General features: G+C 49.3%; 12 protein-coding genes. 2 read left to right on the top strand and 10 right to left on the bottom strand.

What is annotated here, in order from left to right; all coding sequences use genetic code 11:
- Positions 1–65 precede the first annotated feature (65 nt).
- Together rlmD and PMI05_RS05840 are read right to left on the bottom strand one after the other, a co-directional pair.
- Positions 66–1499, bottom strand: coding sequence for a 23S rRNA (uracil(1939)-C(5))-methyltransferase RlmD (gene rlmD, locus PMI05_RS05845; RefSeq protein ID WP_007718568.1), 1434 nt, complete (start codon positions 1497–1499; stop codon positions 66–68).
- A 112-nt stretch (positions 1500–1611) separates the two neighbouring features.
- Positions 1612–2502 carry a diacylglycerol kinase gene (locus PMI05_RS05840; RefSeq protein ID WP_039960333.1) on the bottom strand — a complete coding sequence of 297 codons (891 nt, stop codon included), beginning with the start codon at positions 2500–2502 and terminating at the stop codon, positions 1612–1614.
- Positions 2503–2644: 142 nt separating this feature from the next.
- On the opposite strand from PMI05_RS05840, the gene PMI05_RS05835 reads away from it, so the two are divergent.
- On the top strand, positions 2645–3619 hold the full coding sequence (locus tag PMI05_RS05835; protein WP_085972477.1) for an ROK family glucokinase: 975 nt from the start codon (positions 2645–2647) through the stop codon (positions 3617–3619).
- Positions 3620–3691: 72 nt separating this feature from the next.
- Here the strand turns inward: PMI05_RS05835 and PMI05_RS05830 are convergent, their stop codons facing one another.
- The 5 genes from PMI05_RS05830 to PMI05_RS05810 form a co-directional block, all read right to left on the bottom strand.
- Positions 3692–4594 carry a DMT family transporter gene (locus tag PMI05_RS05830; protein WP_007718565.1) on the bottom strand — a complete coding sequence of 301 codons (903 nt, stop codon included), beginning with the start codon at positions 4592–4594 and terminating at the stop codon, positions 3692–3694.
- Between the two features lie 67 nt (positions 4595–4661).
- On the bottom strand, positions 4662–5843 hold the full coding sequence (locus PMI05_RS05825) for an ABC transporter permease (RefSeq protein ID WP_007718564.1): 1182 nt from the start codon (positions 5841–5843) through the stop codon (positions 4662–4664).
- Positions 5843–6571, bottom strand: coding sequence for an ATP-binding cassette domain-containing protein (locus tag PMI05_RS05820; protein WP_007718561.1), 729 nt, complete (start codon positions 6569–6571; stop codon positions 5843–5845). Before PMI05_RS05820 ends, PMI05_RS05825 begins: the two co-directional genes overlap by 1 nt.
- Positions 6572–6599: 28 nt before the next feature.
- The gene (locus PMI05_RS05815; RefSeq protein ID WP_007718555.1) at positions 6600–7070 is read right to left on the bottom strand and encodes a hypothetical protein; all 471 of its coding nucleotides are present in this window, start codon (positions 7068–7070) and stop codon (positions 6600–6602) included.
- 111 nt (positions 7071–7181) lie between these two features.
- Positions 7182–7520: a hypothetical protein gene (locus tag PMI05_RS05810; RefSeq protein WP_007718554.1), complete on the bottom strand. Its 339-nt coding sequence runs from the start codon at positions 7518–7520 to the stop codon at positions 7182–7184.
- A 219-nt stretch (positions 7521–7739) separates the two neighbouring features.
- Here PMI05_RS05810 and PMI05_RS05805 point away from each other — a divergent pair, with 219 nt between their 5' ends.
- A complete protein-coding gene (locus PMI05_RS05805; protein WP_007718553.1) occupies positions 7740–9500 on the top strand; it encodes an RNA polymerase sigma factor in 1761 nt (586 codons plus the stop codon).
- A gap of 53 nt (positions 9501–9553) precedes the next feature.
- Here PMI05_RS05805 and PMI05_RS05800 read toward each other — a convergent pair whose 3' ends face one another.
- The 3 genes from PMI05_RS05800 to gatB all read right to left on the bottom strand — a co-directional run.
- Positions 9554–11203, bottom strand: a complete 1650-nt coding sequence (locus tag PMI05_RS05800) for a YcdB/YcdC domain-containing protein (protein WP_007718552.1) — start codon at positions 11201–11203, stop codon at positions 9554–9556.
- A 19-nt stretch (positions 11204–11222) separates the two neighbouring features.
- Positions 11223–12848 (bottom strand): YcdB/YcdC domain-containing protein, encoded by a 1626-nt coding sequence (locus PMI05_RS05795; protein ID WP_007718551.1) that lies wholly within the window; start codon positions 12846–12848, stop codon positions 11223–11225.
- Between the two features lie 144 nt (positions 12849–12992).
- On the bottom strand, positions 12993–14140 hold a 1148-nt coding region (gene gatB, locus PMI05_RS05790), incomplete at its 5' end, for an Asp-tRNA(Asn)/Glu-tRNA(Gln) amidotransferase subunit GatB (protein ID WP_007718550.1).

Raw genomic sequence — 14140 nt, 5'->3', positions numbered from 1 at the left:
TTTATCACGTCATTATTCAATTTTTAGCATGGATTTATTATGAATAGCATGGGTTTATTTGGGGCCTACACGTCCCTCACCAGTAAAGCCACAGATTCCACATGCCCCGTATGCGGAAACATATCCACCGGCTGCACTTCCTTCACCTCATACCTCTCCGCAAGCACCTTCAAATCCCTCGCCAACGTAGAAGGATTACAAGACACATAAACCACTCTCTCCGGCTGCATCTCCAAAATCGTCGTCAACAACGCCTCATCACAGCCTTTGCGCGGCGGGTCAACCACAATCACATCCGCCCGTATGCCCTTCTCCTTCCAAGCAGGAATAACAACCTCCGCAGGCCCGGCCTCAAACGTCGCATTCTCCACGCCATTCAACTGCGCATTCCGATTCGCATCCTCAATCGCTTCCGGCACAATCTCCACACCGTACACATGCTTGGACTTCTGCGCCAAAAAGAGCGAAATCGTCCCGATACCGCAGTACGCATCAATCACCGTCTCCGTACCAGTCGCACCCGCGTACTCCAACGTCTTGTTGTACAGCACCTCTGTCTGCACAGGATTGACCTGATAAAACGAACGCGCCGAAATGGCAAACTTAATCGAACCTATATAATCGTAAATTACGTCACTGCCCCAGAGCGTCACGGTCTTTTTGCCAAAAATAACGTTGGTCTTGTCCGGGTTGATGTTCTGCACGATACTCGTCACACCAGCGACCTGAGCACGAATCGCTTCCACCAGCTCATCGCGCTGTGGAATCTGCTCCTCAGTCGTTACGAGCACAACCATGACTTCCCCCGTCTTGACGCCTACCTTCACAACGACATGACGCAACAAGCCTGAATGGCGAACCTCGTCATATGCCGTGATATTCAGCTTGGTCGCCGCCTGCTTCACGGCTGCCACCGCTTCATCATTCACCTGATGCTGGATGAGACATTCGTTCATGTCGATGATCGAGTGGGATTTCTCCGCGTAAAAGCCGCCGACCAACGCCCCGTTTTCCTCGCCGATTGGTACCTGTGCTTTGTTGCGATAGCGCCATGGATCGCTCATGCCGAGTGTCGGATGAACGGTAATAGCCCCTTCCCCTTCGACTTGGAAACCGCCAATGCGCCGCAGGTTGTCCCGCACGATTTGCTGCTTGTGTCGCAGCTGCTCCTCATATACGAGATGCTGCAATGAACAGCCTCCGCAACGGTCGTACAATGGACAGGGTGGTAGGAAGCGATGGGTACTCGCTTCTACTACTTCTGTCAGCTTGGCAAAGCCGAAGTTTTTCTTCACATGATCGACACGCGCATGAACTCGCTCTCCTGCAAGTGCGCCATCCACGAACAGCGTATATCCTTCAATCCGGCCGACTCCTGCTCCTTCGTGGTTCAGTCCGGTTATCTCCACTTCCACGGTTTGTCCGACACGTACAGGAACATCCAGCTCCACTTTGGCTGTCGGGTGCGGACCGCGCCGCTTCTTTGTTGTCTTCGCCACTATCTATTGCTCCTTTTATCTTGCTCTATAGGTTTTCGCTCCAGGAAGCATGCAGGGATGCACAGCGTAAAGCGGCATCCCCACGGCTATTGCTATTCATTTTACTATCTTCTTACGGGACGAACAACTCGATATGCCCCGGCAACGCTTCCACCACGCAAGGCAGCTGTCCGCCCAGCTCACCGTCCAGATTGAGCTGAACCGTCTCTCCGCCCGGTGAAGTGGCTTTGATGTAATCTGCCTGGAAATACAGGATGTTCGGGTCCTTCAGGTGCTCGCCGCGAACTGCCTGTGTCGCCAAGCGAATAAACTCCGCAATGTTTATCTTTTTCACGACGATGACATCCAGCTTGCCGTCCGTTAGGTCTGCATCTGGGGCGAGCCTGTCGAAGCCACCTACAGATCGGCTATTGGCGATGAGGAAAACCATGATTTCTTCATCCAACAGCACCTCTTTGCGGCTCTCTAGACGAACACGGATCGGGTGCAGCGACGGTAGCTTCTCCAAACCCTTGACGTAATACGCCATTTGTCCGATTAGCGTTTTCAGCTTGCTCGGAACCTCATAGGTCAAATTCGTCAGCGAGCCGCCACCCGCAATATTCATAAAATAGCGGTTGTTGATGCGCCCCAGGTCAATGCGTTTCTTCTTGCCCTGGGTGACAATCTCCGTTGCACGCGTGATCGATTTCGGTATACCGACCGCCCGGGCAAAATCATTACTCGTTCCGCAGGGGATTATTCCAAGAGATGGACGTGCTTTATGCTCTGCCATCCCATTGACTACTTCATATATGGTTCCATCTCCACCAGCGGCCAGGATGACGTCAAAACCGCGAGCTACTGCACGAGCAGCTTCTTCTGTCGCATCATCTTCCCCTTTGGTCGCATAGCATGAAGTTTCATATCCGGCCGACTCCATTAAATCGAGGATTTCCGGCAATCGCCGACGCACGATCTCCCGGCCGGAGCTTGGATTGTAGATTAATCTGGCTCGTTTCAAGGCAGATACCTTCTTCCTTCCCTCGCTCACGGGAGTACTCTCTTCCATCATATCCTGTATAGCCATTTTTGGGAATCGCTATGCTCCATATAGCGTGATAAGATAGAAAAAGATGGAAATTAAGGAGATAGGGGAGACGCTTGTGAAGATGATCATCGTGGGAGTAGATGTGGGTGGCACTGCAATCAAGATGGCTTTGATTACGCCAGAAGGCGAGCTGGTTACAAAAATGCAAGCACCGACTCCTGTTGCGGACGGCGAGGATGGCATTTTGCAAAAAATCGTAGACATGTCTCATGATCTTCTTGCACAGCATGACTATTCTCTTTCGCAAGTCTGCGGAATCGGTATAGGAGTACCCGGACCCGTCGATGGCGGGAAGGGAATCGTCTTCCAAGCGGTGAATCTTCACTGGCGCCAACCCGTTTTATTAAAAGAAAAGTTGGAAGCCCTTACAGGTCTGCCAGTCGCGGTCGACAATGATGCCAATGTCGCAGCCCTCGGGGAAATGTGGCAAGGCGCAGGCCAAGGTGCACAAGACCTCGTTCTCATCACACTTGGCACAGGTGTAGGTGGAGGCGTTATTTTGAACGGTAAGGTCATCCATGGCATCAACGGTGTTGGCGGCGAAATCGGTCACATCACCATGACCCCGGATAGCGGTGTCCCTTGCAATTGCGGCAAAACAGGTTGTCTCGAAACATACACGTCTGCGACTGCCATCATTCGTGAAGGGCGATTTGCCGCTACAAACGGTTCAAGCCCAGCGCTTGCCGCTGTACTAGCCACCAAAGGAAATATTGCAGCGAAGGATGTCCTCGAGGCAGCCGTAGCAGGAGACACAGCGGCTCTCGCGATTATCGATCAAGTGGCGCTCTATCTAGGTCTCGCGCTCTCTCATTTGGCGAATGTGCTCAATCCAGCGAAGTTTATGATCGGCGGAGGCGTGGCCGCAGCAGGTGATTTCCTCTTTTCCCGAATCCGCGAATCATTCAAACGCTTCGTTCCATTCACCTACGTCGTCGAGTCCACAGAGATCGTTCCTGCCAAACTCGGCAATGATGCGGGTGTGTATGGCGCGGGCTGGTTAATCCGCTCACAGATGAACGAATCCTGATCGGGCCACATAAAAAGAATGGACGCTCCTGCTCGTGAATCCTCACAGCAAGAGCGTCTTTTAGGTATAGCTTTATGAAGAAGCCTGCCTGGGTGCCAGCTCTGACTCGCCGCCTTTACCCGAAACAATCAGCGCAGCACCGACGAGCACTGCACATCCCCCCAACAACTGTAGCAAGCTAAAAGCTTCGCCAAACAACAACGCCGAAAACCCAAACGTGACAACAGGCTCTAGTGTGCTTAGCACCGACGCTTTGGTTGACCCGATCAGTTGCAAGCCACGGAAGAAAAAACTGATGGCGACCACCGTAGAAAAAACAACGATTCCCAGCAGCGCCCACCACCCTTGTACCGCAAAAGACAGATTGACACCTCCATCTTTTAGCGCAATGAAAAAGGTAGAAATGGTAGCAAACAAGGCGATGTACGCAGACGTTACATAGGACGAAACGCCTTTTACTACTCTATTCCCCACCACAATATAAACGGAATAAAACAACGCCGCAGCAAGAGCCAACAGAACGCCAATCGGCTGAATCCCACCAAATGACAGGCCGAGTACCAGTCCAAGACCGACGAGTGTAATCAGCATGGCGATGACAGTCTTTTTCGTCAACCTCTCCTTCTCGACGAAGTAGCTCAGTATGGCAACAAACACCGGAAATGTGTACAGCAGCAAGGCCGCCATTGAAGTCGGGATATACTGTACCGCAGAGAAAAAGCTTAGGGATTGCAGCGTGTACAAAATCCCGCCAAGACAAAACATCGCGAGCACCTGTCTTTTATCTAATCGAAGCGACTCCTTACGCCAGAGCAACAAACAAAAAAACAGGGCAGTCGCCAATAAAAATCGCAAAAACAACAGCGTCGAAACAGGCACACCCGCTTCGTAGGCGTACACTGCAAAAATAGACATGACGCCAAAGCCAGCAGCCGAACCGAAAATATATAACACACCGACATACAGCGGATTCACAACATTTCACCAGCTTTCTCGAAATGACAGCGACAAAAGAAGCAATAGGGCAGGTTCATCTCCGTATTCAGTGCTTTAACCCCGCTCCTTCTCTGCGGAATATGCGCGACGCGAGAAAAATGGTGAAAACCACATAGATAAGCAAAGAGCCAATCCCCAGGAGCGCATGCATCGGGTCGACCTTGCCATAAAACACTTCCTTGGACAGTGCGACACCGTTGAACACAGGCATCACGTAGTAATGCGCAGGGATGTCGACCGGACTGACTGGCATCAGCATGTACGACGGAACCATCGCCAAAAATATGACCGCACTCATGTACGTCTGGCCCTCTTTAAAAGACTTGGCAATCGTACTCAAAACAAGCTCCAACCCTGCAAAAAGTGCCGCCAACAACAAAATCGTCACGATGAGCACCAACAAAGTGGCTGGTGAGAAGAATGCGAGTGTAAAATGATCTCCTTCCGTCCCCATTGGTCCCAGACGCATGGCCAGTGTGACAGAAATTAGCGACGCTACTGCCCCCATGGTACTCATGGTCATGACAGCCAACAGCTTTGCCGTGAGGATGTGCTGGGCTGCAATCGGCGCCGTCAACAGCGATTCGAGCGTTCCCCGCTCTTTCTCACCAGCGACGAGATCATTCGCTGCGGCCATTCCTGCGGATGCGAGCGAGACTACCAGCATCAATGGAATGATGCCAGCCAGCATCCCTCCCGACTTCCTTTCCTCAGAGGCTGCATTTTGAAAGGTGGAGACAATCGGTTGAATCGTCTGCTCGGACAAGCCCGCTTGGTTCAACCTTTTCGCTACGACGTCTTTGCTGTAAGACTCTACTGTCTGCTCGATCAACGTACGGGCATAGACAGACTTTTGATTGGTGGAGTCATAGGAAACTGATAACTGCGCTGTTTTCCCCGCTGCGATCTCTTCATCGAAGCCAGCCGGAATCGTCAAAATGGCGCGTAGCTGACCTGCTTGCAGTGCTTGCTCCGGATTGGATGGCTCCAGGATTTGAACGGCAGGATTTTTTTGCAAAGCCGTAATCAATGCGGATGATCCTTGAACAGCTAACGGGATGTACTCCCTCGCTTCTTTTTCCACGTTGCTATAGGACGTTCCCAGCAAAAAGAAGACGAACGGAATGACGAGCAATGGCACCAGGAGCGTCCCCATCCATGCCTTTCGATCGCGAAACAAGTCCATCAGTTCTTTTTTGAACACGGTCCAAACGACATGCGAGCCCATCAGCCTTCGCTCCCTTCCACGACAGCCATGAAAATGTCGTCCAGATCCTCTGTCCCAAACTGCTCGCGTAAAGCATCCAATCCCCCAGCGAACCGCAGCTTACCCTTGTGCATGAGCGCAACCCTTTTGCACAGCTTGTTAATCTCACCCATGTTGTGACTGGAAAACAGGATCGTCTTCCCCTCTTCTTGCAGCTTTCTGACCATTCTTCGAAAGATTGTAGCAGCCGTTACATCCAATCCTGTCGTCGGTTCATCCAGCAGAATAACATCCGGATCGTGTACGAGCGTCCGGGCAATTGCTACCTTTTGCTTCATTCCCCGGGAAAAGGCCCCCACTCGCCTGTCTAAAAAAACGTCCATCTCAAGCATCTGGCTCAGACTATGAATCCGCTCCTCAAGCCTCGCTTGCTCCAATCCGTATAGATGACCGAAGTACGCGATATTTTCCCGCGCTGTCAAACGGCTGTAAAGACCCACATCTCCCCCGAACAAAATGCCGATTCTGCGGCGCACTTCAAGTGGTTGCTGCCGAACGGAAAACCCGCTAATCTCGATATCTCCCTCGGTCGGGCTCAAAACCGTCGCCATCATGCGCATCGTCGTTGTCTTACCCGCACCGTTTTCGCCGAGAAGTCCGTAAACCTCGCCTGCCTCAACCCGAAACGATACATGCTGGACCGCTGCGATCTCCTTGAATCGCTTGCTAACATCCTTGACCTCAATCAACAGCAGCCCCTCCTCTCCCGTATATTTACTAGAATCGTACCTTCAGCAAGTACGACGCCCGCTTTTCTCCCGTAAACGTCACCTGTACGACACCCGTCCGCCCGCGCAAGACCCGCGGAATGGCGCCCGTGACATGAAATTCCCGCTGCTTATCATCGACTCGCACGACAGACACGGAGCCTGGGGGCGAAAAGACCTTGTCGCCTTCCAGTGTGTAAAACGAAAGGGTAATTTCTCCGGTTTGCCCGTGGGCCTCTCCCGAAAAACGGATGATCTCCATCATTCCTGACACCGCTGAAACTCCCGTGAGGTCAAAAAGCGGGTGACGCAGGTTCGCAAGCGTCTGCCCTTTTTTCCAGTCCTGCAAAAACTCATCAAACTCCTGTACAGCAACCATCCACGCCGCCGAGGAAGTCGTAGTCGTTGGGACATGCGAAGGTATTGCACCAAACACAAGCGCAGAAGACGTCATCACCAGTGGCAACCAAATAGAAAACATGCTAATTCCCTCCAATAATTGGTTGCCCTTAGCATGCCCTTACAAAAGTTACCTGTATGTGTCTTTGGCGAATCAGAATCTTTTGACTTTGAAAGCTGTAACCCTCGTATCCTACAGAGGATAACGCTCTTTCCACTTTGTCAGGGAAAAGCCTTCAAACAATGCGACGAAATCCTCCGTATCGTTAATGTAATGACGGGTTTCTTTCGCCTCTGGATTCTTTTCTAGAAACAAAGTCGCTACCAAATGGCTGACAGGAACACCTTCTGCCTCTTGGTCATAAATGCCTCGCTCAGCGAGTACTTTTCCAAAAAAACGCACATAGGTGACGGTTATTGTTTTTTCTTGACCGTTTTCTTGCCACGTAGAAATGGAACGATCAAATGTATCAGACGGTGAACCACCTTTTCCAGGTGCCACACTTTCTCCTGCAACAGAAATGAGCTTCATGTACTTCCATCCTCCTTTTTCTTCCTGTACGTTCATTATAGGGGAGAGTGGAAATTGTTACAAATCCCCTTGCGTCATCGAAAACCCGCTGCGTTTATTTCTCTGTTACACTAAACAAAACGGTTAAAAAAACTCCGAAATTTTTTCGTATTCCGTGTCAGATATTCCGTGAACCAGAAGTCTACATAGTAAATCAACAAATCACGAGGAGTTTTTGCGATGGAACACTTGGTTATCAAACCTAAGACTCAAGAGGAACAAGACCTGACAGACGACGAGACTTTGGTTGAGCAGGCAAAAGCCGGAGATCAGGAGGCGTTTAGCGAGCTGGTCAGGCGTCATCGCTCCAAAGTATACGGCTATGCACGGTCGTACACACAAGAAGCCTTTCTTGCCGAAGACATCGTTCAGGATGCTCTCATTCGCGCCTTTTTGCACCTTGGAACGCTAGTGGACAGCCGACGTTTTCTTCCTTGGCTGCATCGGATTGTGCGCAATCAGGCGTACACACGGCTTTCGAAGGGTTCGCAAAAAAGGGAAACCGTCTTCTCGAGTCTGGGCAAACAAACGCATGAGCAGGAACCGACTGACTGGGAGGATCTCGACAGTATTCTGCACAGACTGGGACGGTCTTGGTCACACTCTGCGCAGAACACCAATCCCGAAGAGGTCATGGTGCGGCGTGAACTGTTTGAGACGATCAGGAGCCTGTTGTACTGCCTCAATCCTCGGGAGAGACGCATTGTGGAATCTCATTTTTTTGATCATTTGGCTCCTCATGAGATCGCCCACATGTTCCAGATGTCCCAGGCGAATGTCTACCAAGTGCTTTCCCGTTCTCGCAAAAAACTGATTCAGGAAAAAACTCGTGTCATTGTTGATCAATACATGAAGACGAGAAAGGTTGCGGGGAGTATGAAACAAGCAGTATTGAATAAACCAGAAGCATTCACGATGCCTACTTGGGTTACTTGCGCAGCAGCACTATACGGATTGGTAGAATCGACCGAACGCAAAATGTCTTTGCCGATGATCCTTGGCCTGAGCGGCCATGCCTTTCGCTTGACGATCGTTCCTGAAAATATTCATATTGCGGGCCCGACGATGTTTCACTTTCAACGAGTCTTGCAGCAGGGTTTGAAAAACATGGGCTTTGAATCTCGTGCCGTCACCTCGTATCATCTTTCCTGCGAACCAAGCATTAATGCCAATCAAGTTGCTCCCTCGCTATTGAGCCCGGAGGCACGCGAAAAGCGTCAGCTGTCTGTCCTCTTGCCAGAAGCATTAGAGCTGGTCCACCGCTCCATCGACAAAGGGCATCCTGTGCTTGCTTGGGACCTGTTCATGCCAGAGTTCGGATTGATCTACGGCTATGATGATGAAAAAAGAGTGTTTTTCGCAGGAGATAACTGCCGAAACGACAGCACCATTCCTTATGAAAACTTGGGGCGGGGTATCCTCGAGGAGCTATTTATTCTTGCCATCGACCGTGTGATTCCGATCGATCAACGCACGATGCTCGCAAATGCCCTCACATCTGCACTCATTCATTATCGTGGGGAAGAACCGCAGGACGCGAGCTGCGTCAATGGTCTAGCCGCCTATGCTGCTTGGCAGGAAGCCTATGAAAACGGAACGGTAGAGCCAAATGGCAACGCGTATACAACCGTGGTGAACGGGGATGCACGTCGCTACGCTTCTCTTTTCTGGAGCGAAATCGTTGATGCGTGGACAGATTCTGTGTTTGATGAGGTTCGACCACTGTTGAAAGAAGCGGCTAGCTTGTACGGGGCGATTGCCGATGGCTTTGACACGTTAAGCAAGCTCTTCCCGTTCCCGGCTGGGGGCGAGCCGAACGATGCGGAGCAGGGCAAGCAGGCTATTGCGTTGTTGCAGGCGATTGAGCAAAATGAGCGGGCTGCCGTATCGGTACTGGAACAAATTCAGATGGGACTCATTGCGAACCAAGCTCGCTCATAAAAGGGACAGAAAAAAGAACGCAGTCAGAAAAGCTGCGTTCTTTTTCGTTCGAATTATTCCTCGTATTCGCCCCATTCAAGTGTGCCGTTTACAGCATCTACGTAAGGCCAGCCCTTGCTCTTGTCAACCGTATAGACAAGGGTGAGAAAAGGAGCTTGCTTGCCATTGTAGGTTGGCCAGAAGTAGGACAGCTTTACAGGGAGATCTTTGGCTACGATCTCAGCAGCTTGTTTCTCCGTTACGGATGGCTTCAAGATGGGAAGAGTACCCTCTTTTTCCGGCAAATTCACAATGAAAGTAAATACTTGTCCACTCTCTATATCAACCTTCATCCAATAGTAACGGTCGAACACAGGCAACCCATCGTGCAGTTCATAAAAAATGAAGGTATACGTCCCTGTTCCTGTGTCCTCTTCACCCTCTCCTTCATTCAACTCGATCATCCAATCAGCCAATTTCGGCTGTTTATATGGATCAAATATCTCAACCTGCCATTCAGAGGATTTAGCGACATATGGCTCGATGAAGGAAATTGCTTTTTTCAAGGCTTCTTCTTTCGATAAGGGAACGGGCAAGCTTTTTGTTTCCATAAAAATATCCGCACCAGTGACCGCTCCCGTAGAAGCATCCACCGAAATGGATACGTCTTCAAACCCAAACTCATCGCTCCAGGAATGTATGAACTCACCATCAACTTCTCCTGTATTGTATTCTGTGAACATCACCTTCGTATCTACGCCAAACAGGCTCGCCACGACTTTTTCTCCATCTGCCCTGCTTTTGACAATAAGCGGCTCGCCTTTTGGCGATAGCGTAATATTCTTCAGGTTGTCAGGATTTCTTTTTCCATTCCCGGCTAATTCAGTTCCATGAGTGAAGTCAATCTGCTTTCCTGTCACGGCATCGATGTAAGCGTTATTCATCCATAAGTATTGCATGCCCGGCTTGGCATCTTTCCCTTCCAGCATATAGCCCAACTCAAGACGATCAGGAGTGAAAAACTGCTTTTTGACAGCTTCTGGTGTCAGTGCCGTTTTCGGATCTGGGACCTTGGTCTCTTTCAAATCAAGTAGCTCACTGGATAAACCCAAGATATGACCAGCATAATCCGTCGACACGTATATGCCCATCCCATTCCCCAATATCTCCAGCCCATTTAGTTCAACTGGATAATAAACGGAGCGGTATATTGTTGAGTTATCAGTCAAATCTTCAGGGTCTTCCTTTTTAACAGCTTTGGATAATTGAGGCGAGCCTGCTTGTTTTCTTTCGTCTGCCCCTAATAACTCAAGCACTGCTTTTTCTGCCCGTTGCAAAATAATCTCGTCTCTCGCAATTTCACCTTGCTTCCAAATATGCAAACTGGCGCTGTACATGATCAACTCACCTGTTTTTCTGTCAAAGACAACAATGGCACTCATGTCATTGGATTCGGGACTTTCCAGATTGAGGTTTAACAGATTTTCATCCATCTCACTTTTCACAATCGTTCGTTTCGTCAATGCTTTCAATGCAGGCTCCAGTTTTTCTAAAGCAGCTACGATCTGAGTGGCCCGCTCTGGGAGCTTTTCCTCGCTTTTTGTAACAGATGCAATGTGTCTAGGATGGATTTCAGGACTTGCAGCCAGGGCTGTTCCACTTGTTCCTGGCAACATCATTGCTATTGTCAATGCGATTGCTGTGCGTTTTCCATTTCGTTTCATAAAATCTCCTCCTTCTTTCTTAATCCTCGTACTCTCCCCATTTAAACGATCCGTTTACGGCATCTACAGTTGGCCAGCCTTTGCTGGTATCGAGTTTGTAGGCAAGAATCGGAGCATCATGATCACTGGATGTCGGCCAAATGTAAGTCAGCTTTACCGGTACATGTTTGGCGAAAATTTCAGCAACCTGCTGGTCTGTTACGGATGGTTTGAGCACAGGATATTTGCGATCCTCTGCGGGAACTGAAGCTAGAAACTCTGCGACTTGTCCTTTAATTGGATCAATAACTACTCCATAGGAATACTCCATGACTGGTATACCGTTTTGTTTCTCGAAAAATAAAAAGCCATACTGTTCTGCTGATTCCTTTTTCTCAGTCTCTTTGGCACTATCCCTATTTGAATAAATCTTTAATGCCAATGGATCTTCTGGTCTGACCCGTTCATACATTTCAACTTGCCATTCGGATGTTTTAGCAAAAGGCTCTAAGAAAGCAGTCGCCTTTTGTAACGACTGTTCTTTGGTTAGCGGAGCAGGAAGATTTTCGATATGTGCCCAATTCAGGTAACCGCCAATCTCTCCCGTCAATTGGTCTACCGCTACAGAAGCATAATTGACTTCATTATAGTTCGCCCAATAATGATTGATTTTGCCCTGCTGTTGATCCTTCCTATAAGTCGGATACGTTTTCTTTGTATCGATCCCAAACAAACTCTCCAAAATTTGTGTATCCGTTGCGTTTTTCGCGATGAATGGCTTCGATTGAGGTTTCAAGGAAATGCTCTTGAGATCGGCAGTATTGATCTTTCCCTTTCCTTTCTCTTCTCCCCATTCAACGGCTATCTGCTTGCCTGTCAGCGCATCAAACACCGGTGATGTTTTCAACTTATATTCTAAACCAGGCTTGTCTTCTGTTCCTTCCCATACGTAACCATAGCTAAAGCGTTCAGGTGTAAATATTTGCTTCTGGATGGCTTCTTTTGCTATAACCTTTTTCGGGTCAGCAACCTGTGTTATACCTACGTCTATTGGTGTAAACGATATACCTAATAAATGCCCCCCGTTATCCATGTCCACTTCTATACCAAAACGTATTCCGTCTACCGCTAGACCGTTCAGCAGAATCGGATAATAAACATTTCGGAATTCAATCGAGTATTCTTCACTGATCATGTTCCTTGATAATTGAGGGTCCTCCGTCATACCTCTCTTCTTCGCCCCTAACAACTCCTGAACCGCTTTTTCAGCTTTTTGCAAGCTGACTTCGTCTGTTACTTTTTCTGCCTGGTCCCAAATGATTACGGCAGCTTCCAAACTAATCAATTCGCCACTATTCCGGTCGAATAACATATACGCGTTCTCGTGTACATTGTCTGGATGGCTTATACTCATGGCCACTTGATTTTCATCGTTCTCGGAAACGAAGACTTCCCTAACTGTCAAAGCTTTTAAAGCAGGCTCCAGCTTCTCTAATGCAGAGACAACCTCTAGCGCGCGAGCAGGCAGCTTGATTTCTTCTTCGGATGAGGCTTCTGTGTTCTTCAAGATCATTTCCTTATTTGCAGCAAATACCTGCGCATTTGTCCCCAACAGCATCGTTGTCAACGCAAAAGCAGTTGCCGCACCTTTCCAATTTTTTTCCATGTACATTTCTCCTAATCCATCATGATGATAGCTTCATCAATTCAATATTAACTTTTCTTCCACTATTTAGCATCATTTTTCAGTACCATAAAACAAAAACAGCACCCTCTCCATACAGAAGAAAGTGCTGCTTGTCTATGTTGCCTACAGGCTGTTCAATACTTCCTGAATCAACTTGTTTACCATTCCCGGGTTTGCCTTACCTTTGGTTTGCTTCATGACCTGACCAACGAAGAAAGCAGCTGCTTTTTCGTTTCCGGCCTTGAAGTCTGCCACGGCTTGCGGGTTGGAATTGACCGCATCGACGACGACTTGACGCAGAGCGCCTTCATCGCTGATTTGGACGAGTCCTTTTTCTTCGACGATCTGCTTCGGCTCTTTGCCGGTCTCCACCATCTCTTTGAAGACGGTTTTGGCGATTTTGGAGGAAATGGTTCCGTCTTCGATCAGCTTGATCATCTCACCCAAGCCTTTTGGTGTCATCTTCACATCAGCAAACACCAGGTTGTTGGCGTTGAGGTGTGCCAACAAGTCCACCATCAGCCAGTTCGCTACTGACTTCGGCTCTGCTCCTGTTTTCACAGTCTCATCAAAGAAATCAGCCGTCTCCTTGGAGATCGTAATGACTCCGGCATCATCCTTAGACAAGCCAAACTCGTTCACATAGCGAGCCTGACGAGCATCTGGCAGCTCTGGAATGGTTGCGCGAACCGCTTCAATCCACTCCTCGGAAATCTGCATGCGAACCAGATCCGGATCTGGGAAGTAACGATAGTCGTGCGCTTCCTCTTTGGAACGCATCGTCAACGTCTTCTTGTTCGCTTCATCCCAACGGCGCGTTTCCTGAACGACCTTGCCACCGGAAGAAACTACCTCCGTCTGACGCAGTACCTCGTACTCCAAACCCATTTGTACGTTGCGGAAGGAGTTCATGTTTTTCAGTTCAGCCTTGGTTCCGAATTCTTCTTGACCATACGGGCGGATGGAAACGTTAGCGTCGCAACGCAGGGAGCCTTGTTCCATGCGAACGTCAGATACTTCCGTGTACTGAATGATCGCTTTCAGCTTTTCCAGATACGCACGTGCTTCTTCCGGTGTGCGGATGTCTGGCTCAGAAACGATCTCCACGAGTGGTACCCCGACGCGGTTGAAGTCTACGAGAGACTCTCCGCCAAAATCGCTGTGCGTCAGCTTACCCGCATCCTCTTCTAGATGCAGACGAGTGATCCCAATGCGCTTCGTCTCACCGTTTACCTCAATGTCGATCCAGCCATTGTAGCCGATCGGCTGGG

Origin of the sequence: Brevibacillus sp. BC25, assembly GCF_000282075.1 — a bacterium.
Classification (GTDB): Bacteria; Bacillota; Bacilli; order Brevibacillales; family Brevibacillaceae; genus Brevibacillus.
The sequence above is the reverse complement of the archived record's forward strand: the minus strand, read 5'-3'. Positions and strand labels throughout refer to the sequence as shown.

Bases quoted from the DNA above. Each gene is read 5' to 3' on its own strand.
- PMI05_RS05825 (WP_007718564.1), bottom strand. From the start codon at position 5,843: ATGGGCTCGCATGTCGTTTGGACCGTGTTCAAAAAAGAACTGATGGAC.
- PMI05_RS05815 (WP_007718555.1), bottom strand. From the start codon at position 7,070: ATGTTTTCTATTTGGTTGCCACTGGTGATGACGTCTTCTGCGCTTGTG.
- PMI05_RS05810 (WP_007718554.1), bottom strand. From the start codon at position 7,520: ATGAAGCTCATTTCTGTTGCAGGAGAAAGTGTGGCACCTGGAAAAGGT.
- PMI05_RS05805 (WP_007718553.1), top strand. From the start codon at position 7,740: ATGGAACACTTGGTTATCAAACCTAAGACTCAAGAGGAACAAGACCTG.
- PMI05_RS05800 (WP_007718552.1), bottom strand. From the start codon at position 11,203: ATGAAACGAAATGGAAAACGCACAGCAATCGCATTGACAATAGCAATG.
- PMI05_RS05795 (WP_007718551.1), bottom strand. From the start codon at position 12,848: ATGGAAAAAAATTGGAAAGGTGCGGCAACTGCTTTTGCGTTGACAACG.